Source organism: Streptomyces sp. NPDC000878, assembly GCF_053599695.1.
Map to the genome: position 1 here is coordinate 61,295 of NZ_JBSFMT010000026.1, position 23,156 is coordinate 84,450.

Here is a 23,156-nt window from a genome sequence, read left to right on the forward strand (position 1 = left end):
CGGGTTCGAACGACGGTGCGGTAATAGGTATTCTTCGGCCGTGGCGCTTACCTTCACCCTCGATCCTGCCGTCGACGCCCCCCTCCGTGACGGCATTCTCGATCTCTGGACCGATGTCACCAATTCGGGTGGTGCGGTCGGCTTCGTCGCCCCCGTGGACCGGGAGACGGTCCGGCCCGAGCTGGTGAAGCAGTTCGTGGCGCTCGGGGCGGGGGCCGCTCGGCTGCTTGTCGGGCACGACGAGGAGGGGCGGGTCGCGGCGACCGCGTTCCTCACCTTCAACGCCCATCGGCTGCGGACGCACTGGCTGTGGGTCTACACGGTGATGGTGCATCCCAGGCACCAGGGCAAGGGGTACGGGCGGGACCTGATGGCGGCCGTCGCCGACGCCGCCCGTGGGCTCGACGGCATCGAGGCGATACGGCTCGGCTGCCGGGGCGGACTGGGCCTGGAGCGCTTCTACGGCTCCTGCGGCTACAAGGAGGTCGGCCGCGTGCCCGGCGCGATACGGGTCGCCCCCGGGGACGACCGCGACGACATCACGATGCTGCTGCCGCTGTACTGAGCGCGCCGCCGACTCGGCCGAGCACCCCACTGCAAGATCGTGACCTGGGCGTGTTTCACTGGATGACGCCCGTTATTGGCAATGTTCGGACCGGAAGAAGAGTGGATTGAGATGCTCCGCTACACGCTGATGCGCTTCGGGATCTTGGTGGCCTGCCTGCTGGTCGTCTGGGGCGCCGTCTACTCCGGAATCGCACCGCGCGGCCTGGGCAGCTCCAACGGCATGTGGGTCATCCTGCTCTCCCTCGTGATCTCCGCGCCGATCAGCTTCGTGGTGCTCCGCAAGGAGCGGGACCGGGCGTCGGTGCAGATCGTCGAGAAGGTGGACCGCGTCAAGGCCAACCTGGACGCGAACCGCAGCCAGGAGGACGAGGCGGTGGACGAGGCCGCCCGCGCCCAGGCCCAGGCCCAGGCCCAGGCCCAGACCCAGGGCCAGCCCTCCTGACTCGCGCCACAACTACCCTTGCCCTCATGGGTGCTGTGAAGAACAAACGGATGCCGCGTGCCGTCCGTGAGCAGCAGATGCTGGACGCCGCCGTACGGACCTTCGGCCAGCGGGGCTACATGGCCGCGTCGATGGACGAGATCGCCGAACTCGCCGGTGTCTCCAAGCCGTTGGTCTATCTGTACCTGAACTCGAAGGAAGACCTCTTCACCGCCTGCATCCGGCGCGAGGCGAGCAGACTCACCGAGGCCGTCCGCGCCGGTGTCGAACCGGCGCTCCCCGCCGACCGTCAACTCTGGGACGGTCTGCGCGCGTTCTTCACCCACACCGCCCAGAATCCGGACGGCTGGTCGGTACTGCATCTCCAGGCCCGCACCCACGGCGAGCCGTTCGCGGCCGAGGTCGCGGCGATGCGCGAGGAGATCGTCGCGTTCGTCACGCAGCTGATCGTGATCGCGGCCCGCGAGGCCCACCGCGACCCTTCCCTCCCGGAACGAGAGGTCGCCGGCCTCGCCGAGGCCCTCGTCGGCGCCGCCGAATCCCTGGCAGCCTGGGCCAACGCCACCCCGGGCGTCACCGCGAAACAGGCAGCAACGACCTTGATGAACTTCGCCTGGGCAGGCCTCAACAGTTTGATGGCGGGCAGTCCGTGGACACCCCCGCAGACTTCCGGCACGGAGAGCTAGAGGCGCCCCTGATGGGGCCGCAGGCCCCTCCTAGGGGCGCGGGGAACTGCGCGACCAGCCCCAACGGCGCCGCAGGGACCCAACAACCCTCACACCGCCCGAACCTCCCCCAGCAAATGCACCCGCCCCCCACTCCCACCCCGCAACTCAAAGCTCCCAAACCCATCCGCCCCATAAGCCGCCGCCCCCGGCAACAGCACAGGCGCCTTGAACTCGGCCCGAACCAGGGTCGATTCAGGGACACCATGGGCGGCCAGGCACCGCGCGACAGTCCACATGCCATGAGCAATCGCCCGCCGAAACCCGAACAGACGGGCGCCGAGGACGTTGAGGTGGATGGGATTGCGGTCACCGGAGACAGCGGCGTACCGCCGACCGACATCCCCACCGAGCCGCCACTCGGCGACAAGAGGCAACACCTCACGCTCCTCGGGGCCGGCGGCGGTGGCGGACGGCACAACGGCGCGTGAGCCGTGCCGTGCCAGATACGTACTCCGCGACTCCCACACCAACTCCTCCCCCTCCCGCAGATCCGTCCGCACCGACGCCTCGGTCCCCCGCCGATGCGCCGTCAACTCATCGACGTACACGGAGAGTTCGTACAGCCCGGTGGCCGCAAGCGGGCGCCAACGGACGATTTCCACCGACGTGTGCACCAGCCCGAGCAGCGGCAGCGGAAAGCTGCGGTCGGTCATCAGGCGCATGGCCAGGGGGAAGCCGAGGACGTGCGGGTAGGTGACGGGGAGGGCGTCGTCGCCGGTGGGGAAGCCGCAGACGCGTTCGTAGGCGGCGAGGCGGGCGAGGTCGATGCGTACGCCGGGCAGGGTGAGCCGGGTGCGGGGGCAATCGGCGTGCGTGCGGGGCCTGTTGAGGGCGGCCTTCTTGACGGGGGAGAGCAGGGCGCCCAGGGTGAGCAGCGGCGCGAGGGCCGGGGGCCGGTCGAGGGTGTGAAGGGAACGGTCGTCCATGGTCAACTCCCACCTCGGTACCGTACTTACTCCAGAGTCAGGTTACCGGAGGTAAGCCCCGGATCGCCCATTGGTGTCGATGGGCGGAAGGTGTGAAGAAGGCCTAGGAAGGCGCATGGGGCCGGTGCTAACGTGAAAAACGCTCAGGACAGGGCAAGTTGACTCATCGGTAGCCTGTGCGACACCTGAGCTTGCACACCCCCGCCGCCCCACCACCCCCGAACCCGCACGAACCCCACACGTGCGAGCCGTACGATCCGGTTCCTAACCAGCGGTAACCGCCGTCGTCGTACACCCGTGGCGAACGCCACCGGAGGTGCACGCCCCGGAAGGCCGCTGCACGCCACAGGAGCCGCCCGTGTCCTCGTCGTTCCCGTCCTCTACCCCGTCCTCGCCACTGCCCGTGTCCGCCGTCGGCTACGACGGCGAGCCCCTCCTGGTGGAGCCCGAGATACGGCGGCTGGACGGAGCCGTGCGCGAGGTGTCCGTACCGGCGGTCGTGACGTCCGTCACCTACGGCTCGCTCGCGGACATCCCGTTCGACAACGCGGACCAGGCACCCGCGGCGACGGTCCTCAGCCGCCGTACACAGGACGGGAGTTGGGCGCATGTGACGGCGGCCGAGTTCGCCGAGCAGGTGCTCGCGGTGGCCAAGGGGCTGATCGCCGAGGGTCTGGTGCCGGGCGACCGGCTGGCCATCATGGCGCGGACGACGTACGAGTGGACGCTCATGGACTTCGCCGCGTGGGCGGCGGGTCTCGTCACCGTCCCCATCTACCCGACGTCCTCCGCCTTCCAGGTCCGCTGGATTCTCCAGGACTCCGGCGCCGTGGCCCTCGCCGCGGAGACGGTCGCCCAGGCCGCTGCCCTCGGCCCGGAGCGCGACCGTATCCCCGACCTCCAGCACATGTGGGTCTTCGAGAAGGGGCACGTGGAGCGGCTCGCCGAGCTGGGCAAGGACGTGCCGGACCAGGAAGTCGCCGTACGGCGTGGGGTGTTGGGCCCCGACACGCTCGCCACCCTCATCTACACCTCGGGCACGACCGGCCGCCCGAAGGGCTGTGCGCTCACGCACGGCAACTTCTTCGCCGAGGTCGACAACGCCATCGAACTCCTCTACCCCGTCTTCCGGGACCGGACGAAGGAGGAGGCGTCGGTGCTGCTGTTCCTGCCGATGTCCCATGTCTTCGGCCGGATGGTGGCCATCGCGTGCATACGGGCGAGGGTGCGCCTGGGCCACGCCCCCAGCCTCAAGTCGGAGGATCTGCTGGGGGACTTGGCGGAGTTCAAGCCGACGTGTCTGCTCGCCATCCCGTACATGCTGGAGAAGGTCTTCAACACGGCCCGCGCGAGGGCCGAGATGGGCAAACGGCTCTCGTCCTTCGACCGCGCGGTGAGTGTGGCCCGCCGCTACAGCGAGGCGGTGGAGGACCAGCGGCACGGCATCGGCCACGGCCCCAGCCGTGCGCTGCGCACCGCGCGCACCTTCTACGACCCCCTGGTGTACCGCCGTATCCGCAACGCCATGGGCGGCAGGGTCCGTTACATGATCTGCGGCGGCTCACCGCTCGGCCGGCCGCTCGCCGGGTTCTTCGCCGGGGCGGGCATCGAGATCTACGAGGGGTACGGCCTGACCGAGTCCACGGGCGCGGCCACGGTCACGCCACCGCTCAAACCCCGGGTGGGGACGGTGGGTTGGCCCCTCCCCGGTACCCGGGTCAGGATCGCCGCCGACGGCGAGGTGGAGCTGGCGGGCGATCAGATCCTGCGCGGCTACTGGGATCCGGGCGCGGGTGGCGTCGTCCCGGCGGCGCCGGACGGCTGGCTCGCGACCGGCGACATCGGCTCGCTGGACGACGAGGGCTATCTGACGATCACCGGCCGCAAGAAGGAGATCCTGATCACGGCGGGCGGCAAGAGCGTGGCCCCGGCGCCCATGGAGAACTGGCTGCGGGCCCACCCCCTGATCTCCCAGGCGATGGTCCTGGGCGACGGCCGCCCCTACATCTCGGCCCTGATCACCCTGGACCCGGCGGGCCTCACCCACTGGCGCCAGATGCAGGGCAAGCACCCCGTACCGGCCGAACTCCTCATGGACGACGGCGACTTGAGGGCGGTCATCCAGCGGGCGGTGGAGGAGGCCAACAAGCTGGTCTCCCGCCCGGAGTCGATCCGCCGCTTCACCATCCTCCCCGTCGACTTCACGGAGGAGGCCGGCCATCTGACACCGTCGATGAAGCTGCGCCGGTTCGAGATCATGCAGGACTTCGCGGATGAGGTGGAGGGGTTGTATGAGAGGTAACAAGCGCTGACGAGCGATGACGAGCGGTAACCCGGGTGATCGTCCGTAATGGTCCGTAAGTCTTCCGGTGGCCACCGGGGCGGGTCACAATCACGCCATGATGATCACCACGGGCGTGCAGCCGCCGCCGACCCACAACAACCCGGTGGCCCTCGTCCGTGGGTTCCTGACGAGTGGCGTGTGCGGAGCCGCGATGGCGCTGTTCGCGGTGGGCTGCATCCTCGAGGACGTGCCGCTGATCATCGGCAGCATGGTCCTGCCGGTGGTGTACGGGGTGCTCAACCTGCTTGCCGGGATGCCGAAACGGGCCCGTGAGGCGGCCGTCGTCCCGGTCACGTCACTCGCGGTGATCGAGAGCCTGCACGCCACCGGCTCCGAACTGTCGGCCAACGTACCGATCGACTTCGACCTCACGGTCGCCCCGGACGACGCGCCCGCGTTCCGCGTCCTGATGAGCGACCACATCAACCTCGTGGACGTCCCCGACCACCGCCCGCGCGACATCGTGATCGTCGAGTTCCCGCTGGCCCGCCCCTGGAAGGCGAAGCTGGTCAAGAAGCCGACCCTGGAATGGCAGCGCCGGGCAGCCGAAGCCGTCCTCGACTCGGCACCCGAGTCGACGGCGCTGAGGGAACCTCCGGAGGGCCGCGCGTACGGAGTGACGCTCGTCGTGGGTGTGCTGGTTGGGGCGGCGCTCGTACTGGCGTCATTCCGCATGGACCTGACGGACACGTTCAACGGCTCGGAGCCGGAGCCGACCAGGCCCACGGTCACGTCCTCGACTTCGACTTCGACTTCGACTTCGACGACGAGGACGGTGGTGACGTCGGGCTCGGGCACGGTGATCCTGGGCGCGGGGCAGTCGTTCCTGGACAAGGGCGAGCTGCGGCAGGCCGTCAAGTCACTCACCAAGAGCGGGAACAAGGGCCAGGCACTCACCCTGGTTGTCCAGGACAGCATGCTGTCCCTGGTGCTCCCACCCACAAACACCCAGATCCCCCTCTTCGACCCCAACTCCCTCCCGTACGAGCGAATCCCGACCCTGGTGAAGGAGGCGAGGACCACTCTCGGCGTCCACTCCCCAAACACCTGGCAACTAACGGCGGACCGCCTCACGGGCACGACCACCCTGAGGGTGACCGTGACGGGTGCGAACGGCGACACGGCATCCCTGGAGGCGAACGCCAAGGGCAAGGTGACAGGCCGTAGCCCGGTGCAGGGTTGACGGGCACTTGGCGATGGGGGCTGCGGAATCGCACCGCTTTTAGCGGGCGAGGGGTACTTGGCACGGGGGGGCGACGGAACCCACCGTCTTTAGGGGCGCGGGGAACTGCGCGACAAGCCCCCACCCGCCCGCAGCCAACAAACAACCCCACCCAACCCCCACCTACCCCCGACAACTCTCAGAAACCGTCTCCGCAAAGGCCCGCGCCAGCGGACTGAGCGCATCCCACCTCCGCACAGCCCACCCCACCGCCAACGGCCGCAGCGCAGGCAGCGGAACCAACCGCACCGCCCCACCCGCCCCCGGCACCGCCAGATCAGGCACAGCAGGCACGATCGCATACCCGAGCCCCAACTCCGCCAACAACAGAGCCGTATCCCAGTCGGCGACACTCGTGTCGAACACCGGCCGCACCCCCACCTCCGCGAACGCCGCATCCAGATGCGCGGCGGACGTCGAGTTCGGCGGCAGCCGAATCAACCGCAGATCGCGCAGATCCTCAACCTCCGCGAAGTCCCGCCGCGCGAGCGCCTCCCCCGCCCCCACCGCAAGCACCCACGGCAACTCCATCACCACCCGCTGCTCAATCCCCCGCACCGGCGCCCCGATGGTGATCCACGCAAGATCCAGCTCACTGTCGGCAAGCGCCGCGAAACACCCCCGGCTGGAGTTCTCCGTACGGAACTCCAGGCTCACCTTGGGGTGTTGACGCCGGAAAGAGACCACCGCCTCCGCCATGAAGTGCCGTACGGTCGTCGCACCGGTGGCGACCCGCACCGACCCGCTCTCCCCGTCGACGAGATCCTTGAGCTGCCGCAACGCGAGATCCAGCCCGGCGATCCCCTCCGACGCGGCGGCCTGCAACACCCGCCCGGCCGCGGTCGGCACGACTCCCCGCGCATGCCGTTCCACCAGGCTGACGCCGGTCTCCCGCTCCAGCCGTTTCACATGCTGGCTCACGGCCGACTGCGTACACGCGAGATCACGGGCCACCGCACTCAGGCTCCCCGCCCGGCACACGGCAACGAAGACACGCAGGTCGTCCAGGGTCACAACACCCAAGCTAGCACTTGGAGTTGGTGACAGAACCTTAGGATTGACTGGGTACGGCCGGGTACGTCACGATCGGTGCAGGGCCCAGGCGGCAACCCGTCCCGCGCCCCCGCCGGGGTCCGGACCGAGGGTGGGGAGCGGACGGGTGCCGACCTTTCGCGCACCGAGAGGACGCCACCCCATGTCCGCTTCCCCTCCCTCACCGTCACCCCCAACCTCTCTCCCCCCTCCTGCTCTCGCCCCATCCCCTGCCGCCCAAGCAGTGGGTTTCCTACGGGAGTTGGGCGCCGAGCAGATCGCGCACCCCGGCGGCACCCTGCTCGCCCACCTCTGCCGGGTGTACCGTCTGCTCGCCGCCTGGGAGGCCAGACCGGCCCTCCGGCTGGCGGGACTCTGTCACGCCGCGTACGGCACCGACGGCTTCCCCACCGCCCTGCTCTCCCTCGACCGCCGTGGCGAACTGGCGAGGGTGATCGGCCCGGAGGCGGAGGAGATCGTGCATGTGTACGCGGCCATGAACCGCAAGGCGACCTACCCGGGCCTGGCCGCCCCGGACGCGTTGTTCCACGACCGCTTCACCGGCCGCGCCCGGACCGTGCACCGGAGCCGGTGCGAGGACCTCGCCGAGCTGACGGCCGCGAACGAACTCGACATGGTCCGGGTGAACCCGGTGTTCCGCGACCAGTGGGGCCCGGACCTGCTCGCCCTGTTCACCGGGTTCCGGCCACTGCTGAGCGGACGGGCGTGGGAGGAGGCAGGGGTGCGGCTGGGCCGCCGGGACCGCCGCCGGGACCACTGAGGATCACCCACCGTGAGCAGTGGGTAGCACCAGGGCTGTACGCAGGACGGAGTACCGTGGTGCTACCGAGCGCACTTCGTATGCCGTCATCCGTTTCGGCGTCGCCCTCGGGGAACGGCAATGCCGGAGCACCGCGTGCCCGGTCGGAAATGAGCCGCCCCACATGAGCCTGATGAGTCTCGGAGTACTCGCCTCCTCCCGCAAGGAGAACGAGTTCCGCCTTCCGCTGCACCCCCGTCACCTCGACCGGATCGCCCCGGACCTGCGCGGGAAGATCTTCCTCGAAGAGGGCTACGGCCGACGGTTCGGCATCGCCGACGACGCGCTGCGACCACTTGTTGCCGGGCTGCGCTCGCGCGAACAGCTCGTCGCCGAGTGCGACGCCGTACTGCTGCCCAAGCCGATGCACGACGACATGGCCGAACTGCGCGAGGGCCAGGTGCTGTGGGGCTGGCCGCACTGCGTGCAGGACGAGAAGATGACGCAGATCGGCATCGACCGACGGCTGACCCTGATCGCCTGGGAGGCCATGAACCACTGGACCTCCACGGGCGCCTTCAGCGTCCACGTCTTCCACAAGAACAACGAGCTGGCCGGCTACTGCTCGGTCCTGCACGCCCTCCAACTCGGCGGACTGACCGGCCACTACGGCCGCCGCCTGCGCGCGGTCGTCATCAGCTTCGGCGCCACGGCACGCGGGGCGGTCACGGGCCTGGGCGCCATGGGAGTCACCGACGTCACGGTCCTGACCCAGCGCGCGGCGGCGGCGGTGGCCTCGCCGATGCCGTCGGTGGTGATGGCCCACTTCGAGGAGGAGCAGGACGACCCGACGCGTCTACGGGCGGTGACGGCGGCAGGTTCGATGCCCCTGGCGGAGTACCTGGCCGGTTTCGACATCATCGTCAACTGCGTCCTCCAGGACACCGACGCACCGCTCATGTTCGTCACCGACGAGGAACTCGCCCAGTTCCGCCCGGGCACGTTCTTCGTGGACGTCGCCTGCGACGAGGGCATGGGCTTCACCTTCGCCCGCCCGACCACCTTCGGCGAGCCCATGCACGAGGTGGGCCCCGGCTGCCACTACTACGGCGTCGACCACAGCCCGTCCCACCTCTGGAACTCCGCCACCTGGGAAATCAGCGAGGCGCTCCTGCCGTACCTGCGCAAGGTCATGAACGGCCCGAAGGCATGGGACGCGGACGTCACGCTCCACAGGGCGATCGAGATCCGCGACGGCGTCATCCAGAACCCGAAGATCCTGTCCTTCCAGCACCGCTCGGCGACCTACCCGCACGATGCGGACAGTCCCGTGCTGTGATTGTCGGCCGATCAGCCGATCAGGGGATTTCGTAGTCCGGTATGACCGATCGGGGCCGTGCCTCCGCTGAAAAACGTTCACATGTTCCTAATGTCCCGCCTTGTCGATCTCCAGTTCCTATGCTGTGGAGGATCAGGTGGGATTTCTCGGAAGAGTTCCGTTCCGAAGTAGTTTCGCGGCGTGTGCCGTGCTGTCGGCGGTGGTCACGGCCACCGCCGTCGCCGTACCCGGCCCCGCACAGGCAGCAGCGCCGCCCGCTCCGCTGGGGCGGTGGCTCGTACAACTCAAGGACACGGTCGCCGACCCGGCGAAGGTCGCCGAGGGTCACATGAGGGACCGGGCGCCGGGCGGCAGGAGCCGGCTGGGGCATGTGTACAACGCCTCGGCGGGCGGGGTGGTCCTCAAGGGGTACGCCCTTGAGGCCACCACCGACCAGATCCGGGCCATCCGCGCCGACCCGCAGGTCGCCTCGGTCGAACGCGACCAGAAGATGTCCCCGTCCGACACCACGGCCAAGCCCCGCAAGGACGGCGTCGCGTTCAAGGGCGACACGGGCCTGAGCGCGCAGTGGGGTCTGCGCCGGATCGGGGCCGTGGCCGGTAGCGGCAACGAGGTCCGCGTACCCGCGCCCGCCCGTGTCGGGGTGGCCGTGCTGGACACCGGCGTCGACTTCAACCACCCGGACCTACGGGTCGCCGGCAACGTCAATTTCACCAACTCCCCCGACGCGAACGACTTCGTGGGCCACGGCACCCATGTCGCGGGCATCGTCCAGGCGCTCAACAACGGCATCGGAGTACTGGGCACGGCCCCCGACACCAGGCTCTGGAACGTCAAGGTCCTCCCCGACACCGGCCCCGGCAGCACCTCCGATGTGATCGAGGGGCTGGAGTGGGTCGCCCAGAACGCACGCGAGAGGAACATCCGGGTCGCCAACCTCAGCCTCGGCGGCGGGGGCGGCGCGCTGCTGCACCAGGCCGTCCAGCTGGCCACCGAGTCGGGCGTCGCCGTGGTCGCCGCGGCGGGCAACTCCAACTCGACCCAGCTGGAGTATCCGGCGGGGTATCCGGAGACGATCAGCGTCGCCGCGACCAACGTGTTCGACCAGAGGGCCCACTTCTCCAACTACGGAGCATCCTGGGTCGACATCGCGGCCCCCGGCGACGGCATCTTCTCCACCCGCCCGACCCACCCCACACCCGGCAACGCGGAGAACTACGGCTTCGAGAACGGTACGAGCATGGCAGCGCCCTTCGTCTCGGGCGCGGCGGCACTGTGCCTGACGTCGGGCCGCTGCCGGGGAACCGACAGTGTCGAGGCAACCCTCGGCCGCGACTCCCGCCCCCTGGCGGGCACCGGCACGGAGTACCGCTACGGGCTGGTTCAGGCCGCGTGTTACTGGCAGCACACGTCAAAGTGCGCGTCCAGGACGACGGTTCGCTGACTCACCGCTGCCCCGGCGGGCCCTCTACCTGCCGGGGCGCAGGAAGCCGGACCAGGCGGCGGGGGAGAGGGTGAGGCGGGGGCCGGTGGGGTTCTTGGAGTCGCGGATGTGGATGGCGTGGGGGCAGGTGGCGATCTCCAGGCATTGGCCGCCCTCGGCGCTGCTGTGGCTGGACTTACGCCAGGTGTAGGCGGCTTCGAGGCACTCGCCGCCTCCGCCGCTGCTGTAACTGGACTTGAACCAGCTGAGTCCCTCGGCGCTCATAGTTTTCCCCGTAGTCTGTCGATCAGTTCCAGCGACTCGCTGGGCCTGAGTGCCTGCGCCCTGAGGAGCCCGTAGCGCTCGCTCAGGATGCGCACTTCTTCCGTGTCCGTGATGAGGCGTGGATACGTGTGGATCTCCACGTACGCTACCTGCTCCCCCTTCCTGACGGTCAGCAGGTTGAACGGGCCGTCCATGCTTGGCTGTTCCTCACGGTCCATCGGCATTACCTGAAGCTCGACAGGCCGGAGATTGCCGACGTGCAACAGGTGCTGCAACTGCTCCTTGTGCATGGGGCGCCCGCCGATGGGCCGCAGGAGCACGCTCTCGTCCAGCACGAAGCTGAACGTCGGCGACGGCCAGGTCTCCAGAAGTTGCTGGCGCGACATCCGGTCGGCCACGCGCTTCTCGATTGTCTCCACGCTCAGGAGAGGGCGCCACTGCCGGAACACGGCCCGTGCGTACAGCTCGGTTTGCAGCAGCCCCGGCACCAGCTGGTTGCTGTAAATGTGCAGCGACTTGGCGCTCTCCTCCAAGTCGGCATAGCCCCGGTACCACTCGGGATGACGAGTCCGCGCCTTCTTCATCGCCTCCTCGACCTCGGGGATCGCATCTTTCAACAACCCACCGGCGTCCAGGATTTCATCCGCCTTCTCCAGCAGCTCAGGCCTGGTGATCCGCACCCCGCGCTCCATCGCGGAGATGGCGTCCGGCCCGTAACCCACCATCACCCCGAACTCCTTCTGGGTCAGCCCCGCCCGTTCCCGCAGACGCTTGAGCATCTTGCCCAGGGCGGTGAACAGCCCCGTCGTCCCCGCTTCCTCCGCCGGAGTCTCCGGCCTACGCTCCGCATCCTCTGTCACTTACGCCACCGCCCCTAACCTCGTCCCGGTCACGGCCGACAACCCGTACCCCTCACCCGTCGCACCCGTACGGATACTCGGAGTCCACCCGTTGCCCCTGGTCAGGTTAGAACCGGACGACCACGCTCGGTAACGTGAACTCGGAAATCGCCACCCCTACCGACGAACTGACCCAGCGCCTCAGCTCAACGCCACGCGGCGCCCGCCTCGCCAGACGCCTCGCCGCTCAGCAACTCGCCGAGTGGGGATACCCGCACGACAGCGACGTGAACGACGCCGCCCAGCACGTCGTCGCCGAACTCGCCGCGAACGCCGTCACGCACGGTCGCGTACCGGGACGCGACTTCGAACTCCGCCTCCTGCTGCTCCCGGAGGGCACCCTGCGTATCGAGGTGAGCGATACGCGGGGCGACCGGCAACTGCGGATCGTGCCCCGCTGGGAGGCCGACGAATTCGGCCGGGGACTGGTCATCGTGTCGGTGCTGGCCCGTACGTGGGGCGTGGCGGAACGGGACGTGGGCAAGACGGTGTGGGTCGAAATGACCCTCAAGGGCATCAGCTCCAGCGTCGATGAAACTGGGACCGGCTTCCACTTGAGCGAGTTGTAATACGCGTCATACACTGGCTCCATGGCCAGGACCAGGACGAGGATCAGCATCAGCCTTGAGCAGGAGCAGGCTGATCGCATCAGGCGGCACGCGGAGCGGGCGGGGCTGGATGTCTCGGCGTACCTCGTGCACGCCGCGACGCGTCAGATGGCGGAGACCGAGGCCATAGAGGAGCAGTTCTCCGGAGTCGACGCTCTCATCGCCCGTGCGGACGCCGAAGCGGTGGCGCTGTCGGCCGAGCCGGACGACGCCGCCCCGGAGCTGACCGAACAGGAACGTCGGGATGTCGAAGCCGCGCTGAATCTCGTCTACGGCGAAGACCGCAAGACCGCCCGGCCCGGGCACGCCGCGTGATGGTAAGGGTGCCGGTGTACGACACCGGAATGCTCATCGCCCTCGCGGACCGCAAGGCGAAGGCCGTCGCCCTGCACAGCGGTCTCAAGGTCACGCCCCATCGCGCACTCATCCTCGGTCCGGTCCTGGCCCAGGTCTGGCGCCCGCGGCCGGCGGTCATCCATGCCTTGGCCGGCGTTCTGAAGGACTGCACCGTGCCGGGGGCTCGCGCCTCCGAACCGTCCATGCGTGCGGCCGGGGCCGGTCAGCCCGAGTGCATGGCCTGCGCGGTCGGCCCTGACCTCACCGACTGGCGCCGCGTGGGTGCGGCACTGGGGGAGGCGCGGCTCCCGGCCAAGAAGAGGCCGGACGCGGTGGATGCGTGGGTGGCCCTGTCCGCCGTGAAGCACGGCAGTGCGGTGATCTTCACCAGTGACCCGGAGGACATAGAGGCGTACCTGGGCGTACTCAACCCCAGAGATGTCCACGTCGAACGTGTGTGATCGCGAAGCGTGCCCCCGCAAAGGCAACTGGTCCCCGTCACATCCCGCCAAGGTGACGGTGCGTCACGACCGCCCACCGAACTGCCAGTTGTGCACCTCGACATCGGCATATCGGTCCCGGGTCAGCACAGCGCCGGCCGTCTCCGGATCAGGCGCCCGGAGCAGCACCGCCGTGCCCAGCCAGGCGGCGCCGTCGTCGGACAACAGCGGCCCGTAGGCGATCAGTTCGTCCCGGTCGGGAGGGGCCGGCAGGTCGAGGTCGGTGGGTTGGCCGGCGCCGAGACCGAGTACCAGGTACCGGTTGCCGTCGGTTCGGCCGCCGGGGAAGTCCCACATGGTGCGCCCCAGTGTGTTGCGCCACCGGCGCAGCAGCACGTCCCGGTACATGCCGGCCTGGTAGCCCGGCTCGTCGAAGGCGAACGCGCGGGCGGTGGCCGGGTCGGGCAGGTCGAGGATGTGCACGCTGCCGGTGGCTGTGTCGAGGTCGTCGGCGAGGGTCGGGCCGCGGGCGATCATCTCCTTCGCGTACCGGTCCATGTAGGACCAGTGGTCCTCCAGCAGTTCGTCGCGCAGCGCCAGGGAGTCGGGTCGGTCGCGGTGGTAGCAGAGGAACTCCATGCCCGAAGACCTACCAGGTTCTCCTTCCAGGGTCTCCTCGTTTATCCCGGGCATAGTGCTTGACTTCACAAGACCCAAGTACGACATTCCCGACCCATGAATCCAGAAACGGACCCTACGAGACGTACCGAACGATCCGGACGTACCGAACTCCCTTCCAGACGAGGCGTGTTGGCAGGCGCCGCAGCGGCCGGTGTCGCGGTCGGGGTGGGTGTCGTGGCCGGGCAGGGGACGGCCCAGGCCGCAGCGCCGCCTCTGCTGGGAACGTACGACGTCGTAGTGATCGGGGCAGGCGCCGCCGGAATGACCGCGGCTCTCACAGCCGCCAAACAGGGCCTGACCTGCGTGGTCGTAGAGAAAGCGCCGACCTTCGGCGGGTCCGCCGCCCGTTCCGGTGCCGGGATCTGGATACCGAACAACTCCGTGATCCTCGCCGCCGGTGTGCCGGACACGCCCGCCAAGGCCGCCGCCTATCTCGCGGCGGTCGTCGGGCCGGACGTCCCCGCCGCCCGCCAACAGGCCTTCCTCGCCCACGGACCCGCCATGCTCTCCTTCGTCATGGCGAACAGCCCTCTTCGTTTCCGGTGGATGGAGGGATACAGCGACTACTACCCGGAGTTGCCCGGCGGACTGCCCAACGGCCGTTCCATAGAGCCCGATCAGCTCGACGGGAACGTCCTCGGCGCCGAACTCGCCAACCTCAACCCGCCCTACCTCGCCGTCCCGTCCGGCATGGTCGTCTTCAGCGCCGACTACAAGTGGCTGGCCCTCGCCGCCGTGAACGTGAAGGGCGCGGCCGTCGCCGTGGAGTGCCTGGCGCGCGGTACGCGGGCTGCACTGCGAGGGGAGGTTCCGCTCACCATGGGCCAGGCCCTCGCGGCCGGACTGCGCGCGGGGCTGGCCTCGGCCGGCGTACCGGTCTGGCTCAACACCCCGCTCACCGACCTCTATTCGGAGTCCGGCACGGTCACCGGAGCCGTCGTCACCCGCAACGGCACCCCCGGTTTCCTCCGCGCCCGGCGAGGCGTGATCGTCGGCTCGGGCGGCTTCGAGCACAACGCGGCGATGCGCGACCAGTACCAGCAGCAGCCCATCGGGACCGAGTGGACCGTCGGCGCGAAGGAGAACACCGGCGACGGCATCCGCGCGGGCGAGCGCGTCGGCGGTTCGCTGGCGCTCATGGACGACGCCTGGTGGGGCCCGGCGATCCCGCTCCCCGGCGAGCCGTACTTCTGCCTGGCCGAACGCACCCTCCCCGGCGGCCTGTTGGTCAACGCGGCCGGCTCCCGCTTCGTCAACGAGGCCGGTCCCTACAGTGACGTCGTCCACACCATGTACGAGCGCGACGTCACCGACCCCGACATCCCGGCCTGGCTGATCGTCGACCAGAACTACCGCAACCGGTACCTCTTCAAGGACATCGCCCCGACCTTCGTACTCCCGGCGGACTGGTACAACTCCGGCGCCGCGTACAAGGCGTGGACGGTCGATGCCCTGGCCACTGCCATCGGTGTCCCGGCCGCCGCCCTCCGCACCACCGTCAGCCGCTTCAACTCCCTTGCCCTGAACGGCGACGACACCGACTTCGGCCGCGGCGACAGCGCGTACGACCACTACTACACGGACCCGGCCGTCCTCCCGAACTCCTGCCTGGCCCCCCTGTGGCTGCCCCCGTACTACGCCTTCCGGATCGTCCCCGGCGACCTCGGAACGAAGGGCGGCCTACGGACCGACGCCCGGGCCCGGGTCCTGCGGACCGACGGCACACCGGTCCCCGGCCTGTACGCCGCCGGAAACGCCAGCGCCGCCGTCATGGGCCACAGTTACGCGGGCGCCGGCTCGACGATCGGCCCGGCGATGACGTTCGGCTATGTGGCGGCACTGGCGGCGGCGGGGGTGCTGTGACCGTCGTTCCGCCGCTGTTATTTCTGTGCGTTCGGCATGAGCATGCCCTAGGGTCGCGCTGATTGCTGGGGAGGCAGGAAGTGCGAAACAGGGGGATGGCCGCGGTGGCGGTCGCGGTGGCGGCCGTGGTTGGGATGTCGCTCGTCGCGGGGTGCGGGCAGCGGTACGGGGCTCCGGAGCCGTACGACAGCCTGGCGCAGGCTCCGGAGAAGCTCGCGGCGAACGGTACGACCATCACGGTCGGCGACCCGACCGCCGAGGTGACCGTGCACCTCTACGAGGACATGCGCTGCCCGGTCTGCGAGGAGTTCGAGACGACCGGCGGCGGCCCGGAACTCCAGCAGGCCGTGCTGCGCCGGGAGGTGAAGACCGAGTACACCCTGGCCTCCTTCCTCGACGACCGGGTCGGCGGCAGCGGCTCGAAGAAGGCGGCCAACGCACTGCGCGCCGCGCTGGAGGCCGACAGGTTCGCCGAGTACCACGAGGTGCTCTACGCCAACCAGCCCGAGGAGGTGGTCGACGGCTTCACCGACGCCCGCCTCCTCGAACTGGCCGACCAGGTCGACGGGTTGCGCACCCCCGCCTTCGAGTCGGCGGTGAGGACGATGAAGTACCGCTCCTTCGTGACCGCCTCGGAGCACGCCTACGAACGCGTCGGTACGGAGGAGCAGAAGAGGCAGCGCAAGGGCCCGGGCACACCCACCGCCGTGATCAACGACGTCCAGGTCCCCGAGGAGATCGGCGGGGTGCTGTACGAGCCGGAACTCTTCGCGGAACTGCTGCAGGCGATCCAGGACCGGCCCTGGGAGTGGCAGGAGTACAAGGACTACCAGCCGCCCCCGGACCCCGAGGACTACGGCTACTGACCCACGGGCCTGCGGGCCATCAGGAACGCATGCGGGGACGACTCCCCGGTCTCCTCGTTCGCCGCCCGCACGGTCTGTGAGGTGAGGGCGAACCCGGCCTCGGTCAGCAGCGCGGCGATCCGGTCGGGCCGGCGCCGCTGGAAGTCCATGGACACGGGGCGTCCGAAGGGCTGGTCGTGGTGCTTGGGCTCGTCCCCGACCTGGAAGCCGAGCAGCAGATGCCCGCCCGGCGCCAGGACGCGACGGAACTCGGCGAAGAGGGCGGGCAGCCGCTCGGCCGGGGTGTGGATGGTCGAGTACCAGGACACGACCCCGGCGAGCGCCCTGTCGGCGAGGTCCAGCTCCAGCATCGATCCCTGTTCGAACCGCAGCCCCGGATGCTCCCGCCGGGCCACCGCGAGCATCGACTCCGACAGGTCAAGACCGAACACCGGCAGCCCCAGCGAGTCGAGGAGCGCGGTGACCCACCCCGGCCCGCACCCGAGATCGGCGACCTGTCCGCCACCGCCCCCCGAACCCCGTACGAACTCGGCGTACGCGGCGAGCACGGCCCGCTCCAGCGGCTGGGCGGCGAGCCCGGAACGGAAGCGGGCGAAGTAGTCCTCGGCGATGGCGTCGTAGAAGACGCGGGTCGCGGCGACGAAGTCGGCGTTGGCAGTCATGGAAGGGGACGCTAGTAGGACCCACTGACAATGCGGCCGGAAAAGGCAGGAGCTCCGATGCCGGATGGCTCGGAGCTCCTTGGGTACTGCACACGTTCCGGATCAGAGTGTTCGGCTCAGTTGAGACGCCGACTTAGACCGGGGTGACGTTCTCCGCCTGCGGGCCCTTCGGACCCTGCGTGACGTCGAAGGAAACCGCCTGGTTCTCTTCGAGGGAGCGGAATCCGCTCGCGTTGATCGCGGAGTAGTGGACGAAGACGTCCGGGCCGCCGCCTTCCTGGGCGATGAAACCAAAGCCCTTTTCGGCGTTGAACCACTTCACGGTTCCGGTAGCCATAAGCCCTCCTTGGGCCCAAAGGGTCGCCCTGCTCCAGAACCTGCAAGGTGTAAACAAAAGCTTGTAAACAACTGCATTCATCTGAAAACGACGAGAGCCCGCGGTCACATGCTCCGCAGGCTCTGTACTGCAAGGGAAACCAAACTGCAACTTGCGGTGAGCTTAGCACTCAGGCAGGCGAATGCAATAGAGGGCAAGATCACGTCACCCGGACGTTTGAGAGTCGGCGCGCGGTCTTGACAACCCCAGGGGGGTGCACCCTATCCCACGCCCGTTAGCCTCGCGATGTGGACAATTCTCGCACCCGGCCGCGCGTCGGCCACATCCAGTTCCTGAACTGCCTGCCCCTGTACTGGGGGCTCGCGAGAACGGGCACGCTCCTCGACTTCGAGCTGACCAAGGACACCCCCGAGAAGCTCAGCGAGAGCCTGGTGCGCGGCGACCTCGACATCGGGCCCGTCACCCTCGTCGAGTTCCTCCGCAACGCCGACGACCTGGTCGCCTTCCCGGACATCGCCGTCGGCTGCGACGGCCCGGTGATGTCGTGCGTGCTCGTCTCCCAGGTCCCGCTGGACCGCCTGGACGGCGCACGGGTGGCGCTCGGCTCGACCTCCCGCACCTCCGTACGCCTGGCGCAGCTGCTCCTGGCCGAGCGTTTCGGCGTACATCCTGACTACTACACGTGTCCGCCCGATCTCAGTCTGATGATGCAGGAGGCGGACGCGGCGGTGCTGATCGGGGACGCGGCCCTGCGCGCCAACCTCCTCGACGGCCCGCGCTACGGCCTCCAGGTGCACGACCTGGGCACGCTGTGGAAGGAGTGGACCGGTCTGCCGTTCGTCTTCGCGGTGTGGGCGGCGCGGCGGGAGTACCTGGACCGTGAACCGACCCTGACCCGGAAGGTCCACGAGGCGTTCCTCGCCTCCCGCGACCTCTCCCTGGAGGAGGTCGGCAAGGTCGCCGAACAGGCGGCCCGCTGGGAGGAGTTCGACGCGACGGTCCTGGAGCGCTACTTCACGACCCTCGACTTCCGCTTCGGCGGCCCGCAGCTGGCGGCCGTACAGGAGTTCGCCCGCCGGGTGGGCCCGACGACGGGCTTCCCGGCGGACGTGAAGGTGGACCTGCTGGAGCCGTAGGCTGCGGGGCAGCGTGTAGGGGTACGGGGGAGAGGTGGGGGCCATGCAGCCGCTGGACGTCGGTGAGCCGGCCGTGATCGGGCCCTACCGGCTGCTCGGACGGCTCGGCTCGGGCGGGATGGGCCGGGTCTACCTGGGGCGCAGCGCGGGCGGCCGTACCGTCGCCGTCAAGATCGTGCACCCGCACTTCGCGCTCGACGAGGAGTTCCGGGCGCGGTTCCGCCGCGAGGTCGAGGCGGCGCGTCGGGTCGGCGGTGCCTGGACGGCACCCGTCCTGGACGCGGACCCGGACGCCCCGGTGCCGTGGGTGGCGACGGCGTACGCGGCCGGCCCCTCCCTGACGGCGGCGGTCACGGAGGACGGCCCACTGCCCCTGGATTCCGTACGGGCACTGGGCGCGGGCCTCGCCGAGGCGCTGACCGCCGTACACGCCCTGCACCTCGTCCACCGGGACGTGAAACCGTCGAACGTCCTGCTCACCCTCGACGGCCCCCTCCTCATCGACTTCGGCATCGCGCGGGCGACGGACGGCACGGCGTCCCTGACGTCGACGGGCGTGTCGGTGGGCTCACCGGGCTACATGTCCCCGGAACAGATCCTCGGCAAGCCGGTGGAGGGAGCGGCGGACGTGTTCTCCCTGGGCGCGGTGCTGGCGTACGCGGCGACGGGCAGATCCCCTTTCCCGGGCGACTCGTCGGCGGCGTTGCTGTACAAGGTCGTGCACGAGGAGCCCGAACTCGACGGTCTGGGCGGGGAGTTGCGGGACGTGGTGGAGGTCTGCCTGGCGAAGGACCCGTCCGCGCGACCGACCCCCGGTGAGGTGTCCCGGCGGCTCGCTCCGGAGGGGGCGGCGCGGCTGGTGGCGGGCGGGTGGCTGCCGGGGGTGGTGGTGGAGCGGGTCAGCAGGGGGGCGGTGGCGCTGCTGAACCTGGAGGCGACATCGGCTGAGGTGGATGTGCTGCCGGGGCCGGTGGCGGTCGAGGTTGGCGGGGGAGGCGCTGGGGTCGGCGAGTTCGGGCCGCCGCCGGTGATGCCGGGGCCCCGGGACGCGGAGCCGGTGCCTGTGCTGGAACCGGAGCCGTCCGACCGTACGCCCGGGAAGGTCTCCGTGAGTCTGGCGGCGACCTCTGCGCCGGTGGCCGGCGGGCGCGGACGGAGGCTGAGCTGCACGGTGGCCCTCGCGGTGGCGGGCGCGCTGGCCGCGGTGACGGTGGGTTCGGTGTACGTGTTCGACCTGCTGCCGGGCGGGGCCGCTGACCACGACTCGGCGGCGAGCGAGGACACCGGCGACACCGGTGAGGACAGCGGCGAGGCAGCCGCGAGCCCGGCGCCGAGCACGGTGCCGGGCCCGGCGAGCGGCACGATGACGGTCCCCGCGTCCTACGTCGGCACGTGGGAGGGGCCGGCCGTCGCCCTTGACGGGGCGCTGCCGATGGGGACGTTCCGGGTGACGGTGCGACAGGTGGCCGTGGGCGAGAAGTTGGGCACCTTCCGCCAGACCGACCAGATCGGCGGCATCTGCGACGACGAACTGATCCTCAAGGAGGTCACGAAGACCCGCCTCGTCGTCACGTCGATCGCCGACGAGGCGAACAGGGCCGTATGCACGACGGGGTCCCACACGGTGCGGCTCACTCCGGTCGGCAACGACCTGAAGTACGAGACGGACAACCCGGAGGCGGGGGATCCGGTGGCTCGGATGTCTCGGGTGGAGTAGGAGTAGGGGTGCGGGGCGGTTGGGTTTCGCCCCCGCCGCCCTTACCCGTTCCCATCCCTGGGGGCTGCGCCCCCAGACCCCCGCTGTCGGCCTGAACGGCCTCGTCCTCAAACGCCGGACGGGCTGAGATGCCCCGGCCGGCGTTCAAGGACAAGCGCGCTCAGCCCACCGCATTTCCCCGCCCACCCACCCCCGCCGCACTTCAGCACCGGCCCGCACCCTCCAGCCCGTCCGGCGTTTGAGGACGAGCGCGTTCAGCGCGAAAGGGGGGTCTGGGGGCGCAGCCCCCAGAAGGATGGGACGGGTAGGGGCGGCGGGGGCGAAAACAACCCCGCCCCTACCCGCCACCCGCCCACTCATGATCAAGCATCGCCATCAGCACCGCATCAGCCCACTCCCCGTCCCGCAACTGCACCTCCCGCCGCACCCCCTCCACCACGAACCCCACCTTCTCGTACACCCGCAGAGCCCGGTGGTTGTAACCCCACGCCTCCAACTCGATGCGATGCAGCCCCAGCCGCTCGAACCCGTACGCCACGATCAGTCGCGTCGCCTCGGTACCGAGCCCGCGTCCACGGCCCCGGGGGCCCAGCAGCGTACGGAAGGTGCAGCTGCGGCCGGCGCGGTCCCACTCGTACAGAACGACCTCGCCCACGAGTTCACCGGTGACACGGTCGGTGACGGCGAGGTCGAGGCGGTCGGTCCGGGACCCGTACCAGGAACGCAGTCGCTCCATGGTGATCTCGGTGCCGGGCTCGAAGGTGAAGCGGATGACCTCGGGGTCCCCGACGATCTCGGCGATCACCTCGGCATCGGCCTCGGTGAACGGCCGCAGCACGGTTTTCTCGCCCGTGAGGACGGGCTTGACGGAGAAATCCGTAACGTTGTTCATGCTGCGAAACTGTGCCCCGCTCACGAGTGGGGCACAGCTGAATATTCCGACCGAACCTCAGTCGCCTCGGTCTCGCCTCAGTCGTCTCTTCGGCCCCGGTTGCCCGGCCGCGCCGCGACCCACGCCCGCACCGTGTCCGCGTACCAGTAGGGCTTTCCGCTCTCCACATGGTCGGGCGGGGGCAGCAGACCGTGTTTGCGGTACGAGCGGACGGTGTCCGGCTGGACGCGGATGTGCGCGGCGATCTCTTTGTACGACCAGAGCCGTCGGTCGGTCATCGGTGCACCTCCCTGCGCGCGTCACGGGGTCGGCCAGGGTCGGCCGTCGGGGGAGCCGGACGCAGCGCTTGGCGATCACAAGGCCTTTGCCCGGCGAACGACGCGATGTGACCCTGAGTGATGGTCTATTGACGCGATGTGACGCAGAACCCGCGTACACGCGACATGCGTGACGAGAGGGTGGTGTTTGTGACGCAAGTGCCGCAAAGGCGCACGCCCGCAGACCGGAGTGGTGAGTTGACCAGCGGGCGCACGCCCCGCTAGGGGCGCGGGGAACTGCGCGACCAGCCACGACGGCCCCGCAGCCGCCCGACCACCCCTGACCGCCCCCCCCGTGGAGCGTTACGCCCCGCAGGAGCGAAGGAATGCCCGAGTCCGCTGCGCGATAGGCAGCGGAGCGTCCGGCTCGCACGGGTACATGTCCTGCTCGACGATCGCGAACAGTTCCACGTCCAGCTTCTGCGCGGCGGCCAGGACGGGACCCAACTCCGGTACGCCGGCCGGGGGTTCGCACATGACACCCCGTGCCACCGCCGGGCCGAACGGGACCTCGTTCGCCCGTACGTCCGCGAGGATCTCGGGGTCGACCTGCTTGAGGTGGAGGTAGCCGATCCGCTCGCCGTAGGTCTCGATCAGCTTGACGCTGTCGCCGCCGCAGTAGGCGTAGTGGCCCGTGTCCAGGCACAGCGAGACGAGCGAGGAGTCGGTGCCGTCGAGGAAACGTGTGACGTTCGCCTCGCTGTCGATGTGGGTGTCCGCGTGCGGGTGGACGACGATCTGCAGGCCGTACCGCTCCCGCACCTCGTGGCCGAGTCGCTCGGTCAGCGAGGTCAGATTGCGCCACTGCTCGGGCGTCAGGGTGTCCGGCTCCAGCACCTCACCGGACTTGTCGTCCCGCCAGAAGGACGGGATGACCACCAGGTGGGACGCGCCCATGGCCTGCGCGAGCACCGCGTTGTCCGCGACGTGCGCCCAGGTCTTCTCCCAGACGGACTCGCCGTGGTGCAGCCCGGTGAAGACCGTGCCGGCGGACACCTTCAGGCCGCGCTTGGCCGTCTCCTCGGTGAGGACGGCGGGGTCGGTCGGCAGGTACCCGTAGGGGCCCAGCTCGATCCACTCGTACCCGGACTGCGAGACCTCGTCGAGGAAGCGCTGCCAGGGAACCTGCTTGGGGTCGTCCGGGAACCACACGCCCCAGGAGTCGGGCGCCGAGCCGATCCTGATGCGCGTCAGCGGGGAACCCGACGGGGATGAAGGGGACTGAGGCGACAACGTAGTCATGGGCGTCAGCTTCAGCCGATGCCGGGACGCGTGTCAAGGTCTGGTCCGAATGTCCGGACAAAGTATTGACAGGGCTCCGTGAGGCGGGCTAG

25 protein-coding genes are annotated in these 23,156 nt (G+C 69.4%); 15 read left to right on the top strand and 10 right to left on the bottom strand.

The window, feature by feature from the left end:
* The first annotated feature begins 40 nt into the window (after positions 1-40).
* From ACWDR4_RS23405 to ACWDR4_RS23415, 3 genes are all read left to right on the top strand, one after another.
* Positions 41-565: an N-acetyltransferase family protein gene (locus ACWDR4_RS23405; RefSeq protein WP_450411231.1), complete on the top strand. Its 525-nt coding sequence runs from the start codon at positions 41-43 to the stop codon at positions 563-565.
* Between the two features lie 111 nt (positions 566-676).
* The gene (locus ACWDR4_RS23410; protein ID WP_450411233.1) at positions 677-1,009 is read left to right on the top strand and encodes a DUF4229 domain-containing protein; all 333 of its coding nucleotides are present in this window, start codon (positions 677-679) and stop codon (positions 1,007-1,009) included.
* Positions 1,010-1,035: 26 nt separating this feature from the next.
* The gene (locus tag ACWDR4_RS23415; RefSeq protein ID WP_450411235.1) at positions 1,036-1,695 is read left to right on the top strand and encodes a TetR/AcrR family transcriptional regulator; all 660 of its coding nucleotides are present in this window, start codon (positions 1,036-1,038) and stop codon (positions 1,693-1,695) included.
* Positions 1,696-1,784: 89 nt separating this feature from the next.
* On the opposite strand, the gene ACWDR4_RS23420 is transcribed toward ACWDR4_RS23415, so the two are convergent.
* Positions 1,785-2,663, bottom strand: a complete 879-nt coding sequence (locus tag ACWDR4_RS23420) for a MaoC family dehydratase (protein WP_450411236.1) — start codon at positions 2,661-2,663, stop codon at positions 1,785-1,787.
* Positions 2,664-3,021: 358 nt separating this feature from the next.
* Between ACWDR4_RS23420 and ACWDR4_RS23425 the strand changes: the two genes are divergently transcribed.
* Positions 3,022-4,965, top strand: a complete 1,944-nt coding sequence (locus tag ACWDR4_RS23425) for an AMP-dependent synthetase/ligase (RefSeq protein ID WP_450411238.1) — start codon at positions 3,022-3,024, stop codon at positions 4,963-4,965.
* A gap of 97 nt (positions 4,966-5,062) precedes the next feature.
* Positions 5,063-6,190, top strand: coding sequence for a hypothetical protein (locus ACWDR4_RS23430; protein WP_450411240.1), 1,128 nt, complete (start codon positions 5,063-5,065; stop codon positions 6,188-6,190).
* Between the two features lie 162 nt (positions 6,191-6,352).
* On the opposite strand, the gene ACWDR4_RS23435 is transcribed toward ACWDR4_RS23430, so the two are convergent.
* Complete coding sequence (locus ACWDR4_RS23435) at positions 6,353-7,243, bottom strand: LysR family transcriptional regulator (protein ID WP_450411242.1); 891 nt, start codon at positions 7,241-7,243, stop codon at positions 6,353-6,355.
* A gap of 280 nt (positions 7,244-7,523) precedes the next feature.
* On the opposite strand from ACWDR4_RS23435, the gene ACWDR4_RS23440 reads away from it, so the two are divergent.
* The 3 genes from ACWDR4_RS23440 (at position 7,524) to ACWDR4_RS23450 (ending at position 10,804) form a co-directional block, all read left to right on the top strand.
* Positions 7,524-8,042: a DUF6817 domain-containing protein gene (locus ACWDR4_RS23440; RefSeq protein ID WP_450411244.1), complete on the top strand. Its 519-nt coding sequence runs from the start codon at positions 7,524-7,526 to the stop codon at positions 8,040-8,042.
* A gap of 163 nt (positions 8,043-8,205) precedes the next feature.
* A complete protein-coding gene (locus ACWDR4_RS23445) occupies positions 8,206-9,360 on the top strand; it encodes a N(5)-(carboxyethyl)ornithine synthase (protein ID WP_450411245.1) in 1,155 nt (384 codons plus the stop codon).
* Between the two features lie 187 nt (positions 9,361-9,547).
* Complete coding sequence (locus tag ACWDR4_RS23450; protein WP_450411246.1) at positions 9,548-10,804, top strand: S8 family serine peptidase; 1,257 nt, start codon at positions 9,548-9,550, stop codon at positions 10,802-10,804.
* A 24-nt stretch (positions 10,805-10,828) separates the two neighbouring features.
* Here the strand turns inward: ACWDR4_RS23450 and ACWDR4_RS23455 are convergent, their stop codons facing one another.
* Positions 10,829-11,068 carry a DUF397 domain-containing protein gene (locus ACWDR4_RS23455; RefSeq protein ID WP_450411248.1) on the bottom strand — a complete coding sequence of 80 codons (240 nt, stop codon included), beginning with the start codon at positions 11,066-11,068 and terminating at the stop codon, positions 10,829-10,831.
* Positions 11,065-11,928 carry a helix-turn-helix domain-containing protein gene (locus tag ACWDR4_RS23460; protein WP_450411250.1) on the bottom strand — a complete coding sequence of 288 codons (864 nt, stop codon included), beginning with the start codon at positions 11,926-11,928 and terminating at the stop codon, positions 11,065-11,067. The genes ACWDR4_RS23455 and ACWDR4_RS23460 overlap by 4 nt, the downstream gene beginning before the upstream one ends.
* 134 nt (positions 11,929-12,062) lie before the next feature.
* Between ACWDR4_RS23460 and ACWDR4_RS23465 the strand changes: the two genes are divergently transcribed.
* Genes ACWDR4_RS23465 through ACWDR4_RS23475 form a run of 3 tightly spaced genes read left to right on the top strand, consistent with a single transcriptional unit; the run spans position 12,063 to position 13,372 of the window.
* Positions 12,063-12,536, top strand: a complete 474-nt coding sequence (locus ACWDR4_RS23465; RefSeq protein ID WP_450411252.1) for an ATP-binding protein — start codon at positions 12,063-12,065, stop codon at positions 12,534-12,536.
* Between the two features lie 21 nt (positions 12,537-12,557).
* Positions 12,558-12,890, top strand: coding sequence for a plasmid mobilization protein (locus ACWDR4_RS23470; protein WP_450411253.1), 333 nt, complete (start codon positions 12,558-12,560; stop codon positions 12,888-12,890).
* A 14-nt stretch (positions 12,891-12,904) separates the two neighbouring features.
* A complete protein-coding gene (locus ACWDR4_RS23475) occupies positions 12,905-13,372 on the top strand; it encodes a hypothetical protein (RefSeq protein WP_450411255.1) in 468 nt (155 codons plus the stop codon).
* A 63-nt stretch (positions 13,373-13,435) separates the two neighbouring features.
* Here the strand turns inward: ACWDR4_RS23475 and ACWDR4_RS23480 are convergent, their stop codons facing one another.
* A complete protein-coding gene (locus ACWDR4_RS23480; protein WP_450411344.1) occupies positions 13,436-13,990 on the bottom strand; it encodes a YciI family protein in 555 nt (184 codons plus the stop codon).
* Between the two features lie 96 nt (positions 13,991-14,086).
* Here ACWDR4_RS23480 and kstD point away from each other — a divergent pair, with 96 nt between their 5' ends.
* Complete coding sequence (gene kstD, locus ACWDR4_RS23485) at positions 14,087-15,895, top strand: 3-oxosteroid 1-dehydrogenase (RefSeq protein WP_450411257.1); 1,809 nt, start codon at positions 14,087-14,089, stop codon at positions 15,893-15,895.
* 95 nt (positions 15,896-15,990) lie between these two features.
* Entirely contained in the window at positions 15,991-16,761 is a 771-nt protein-coding gene (locus tag ACWDR4_RS23490; RefSeq protein WP_450411346.1) for a DsbA family protein, read from the top strand.
* On the opposite strand, the gene ACWDR4_RS23495 is transcribed toward ACWDR4_RS23490, so the two are convergent.
* Positions 16,755-17,423 carry a class I SAM-dependent methyltransferase gene (locus ACWDR4_RS23495; RefSeq protein ID WP_450411258.1) on the bottom strand — a complete coding sequence of 223 codons (669 nt, stop codon included), beginning with the start codon at positions 17,421-17,423 and terminating at the stop codon, positions 16,755-16,757. The two genes, ACWDR4_RS23490 and ACWDR4_RS23495, sit on opposite strands and share 7 nt — an antisense overlap.
* A gap of 133 nt (positions 17,424-17,556) precedes the next feature.
* Entirely contained in the window at positions 17,557-17,760 is a 204-nt protein-coding gene (locus tag ACWDR4_RS23500) for a cold-shock protein (RefSeq protein ID WP_003998944.1), read from the bottom strand.
* Between the two features lie 287 nt (positions 17,761-18,047).
* Between ACWDR4_RS23500 and ACWDR4_RS23505 the strand changes: the two genes are divergently transcribed.
* Both ACWDR4_RS23505 and ACWDR4_RS23510 read left to right on the top strand, forming a co-directional pair.
* Positions 18,048-18,896, top strand: a complete 849-nt coding sequence (locus tag ACWDR4_RS23505) for a menaquinone biosynthetic enzyme MqnA/MqnD family protein (RefSeq protein ID WP_450411260.1) — start codon at positions 18,048-18,050, stop codon at positions 18,894-18,896.
* A 43-nt stretch (positions 18,897-18,939) separates the two neighbouring features.
* Positions 18,940-20,613 carry a serine/threonine-protein kinase gene (locus ACWDR4_RS23510; RefSeq protein ID WP_450411262.1) on the top strand — a complete coding sequence of 558 codons (1,674 nt, stop codon included), beginning with the start codon at positions 18,940-18,942 and terminating at the stop codon, positions 20,611-20,613.
* A gap of 337 nt (positions 20,614-20,950) precedes the next feature.
* Here the strand turns inward: ACWDR4_RS23510 and ACWDR4_RS23515 are convergent, their stop codons facing one another.
* The 3 genes from ACWDR4_RS23515 to ACWDR4_RS23525 form a co-directional block, all read right to left on the bottom strand.
* The gene (locus tag ACWDR4_RS23515; RefSeq protein ID WP_450411263.1) at positions 20,951-21,505 is read right to left on the bottom strand and encodes a GNAT family N-acetyltransferase; all 555 of its coding nucleotides are present in this window, start codon (positions 21,503-21,505) and stop codon (positions 20,951-20,953) included.
* A gap of 77 nt (positions 21,506-21,582) precedes the next feature.
* Positions 21,583-21,783: a helix-turn-helix transcriptional regulator gene (locus ACWDR4_RS23520; protein WP_403648409.1), complete on the bottom strand. Its 201-nt coding sequence runs from the start codon at positions 21,781-21,783 to the stop codon at positions 21,583-21,585.
* A 342-nt stretch (positions 21,784-22,125) separates the two neighbouring features.
* Entirely contained in the window at positions 22,126-23,064 is a 939-nt protein-coding gene (locus tag ACWDR4_RS23525) for a sugar phosphate isomerase/epimerase family protein (RefSeq protein WP_450411265.1), read from the bottom strand.
* Positions 23,065-23,156: the final 92 nt, after the last annotated feature.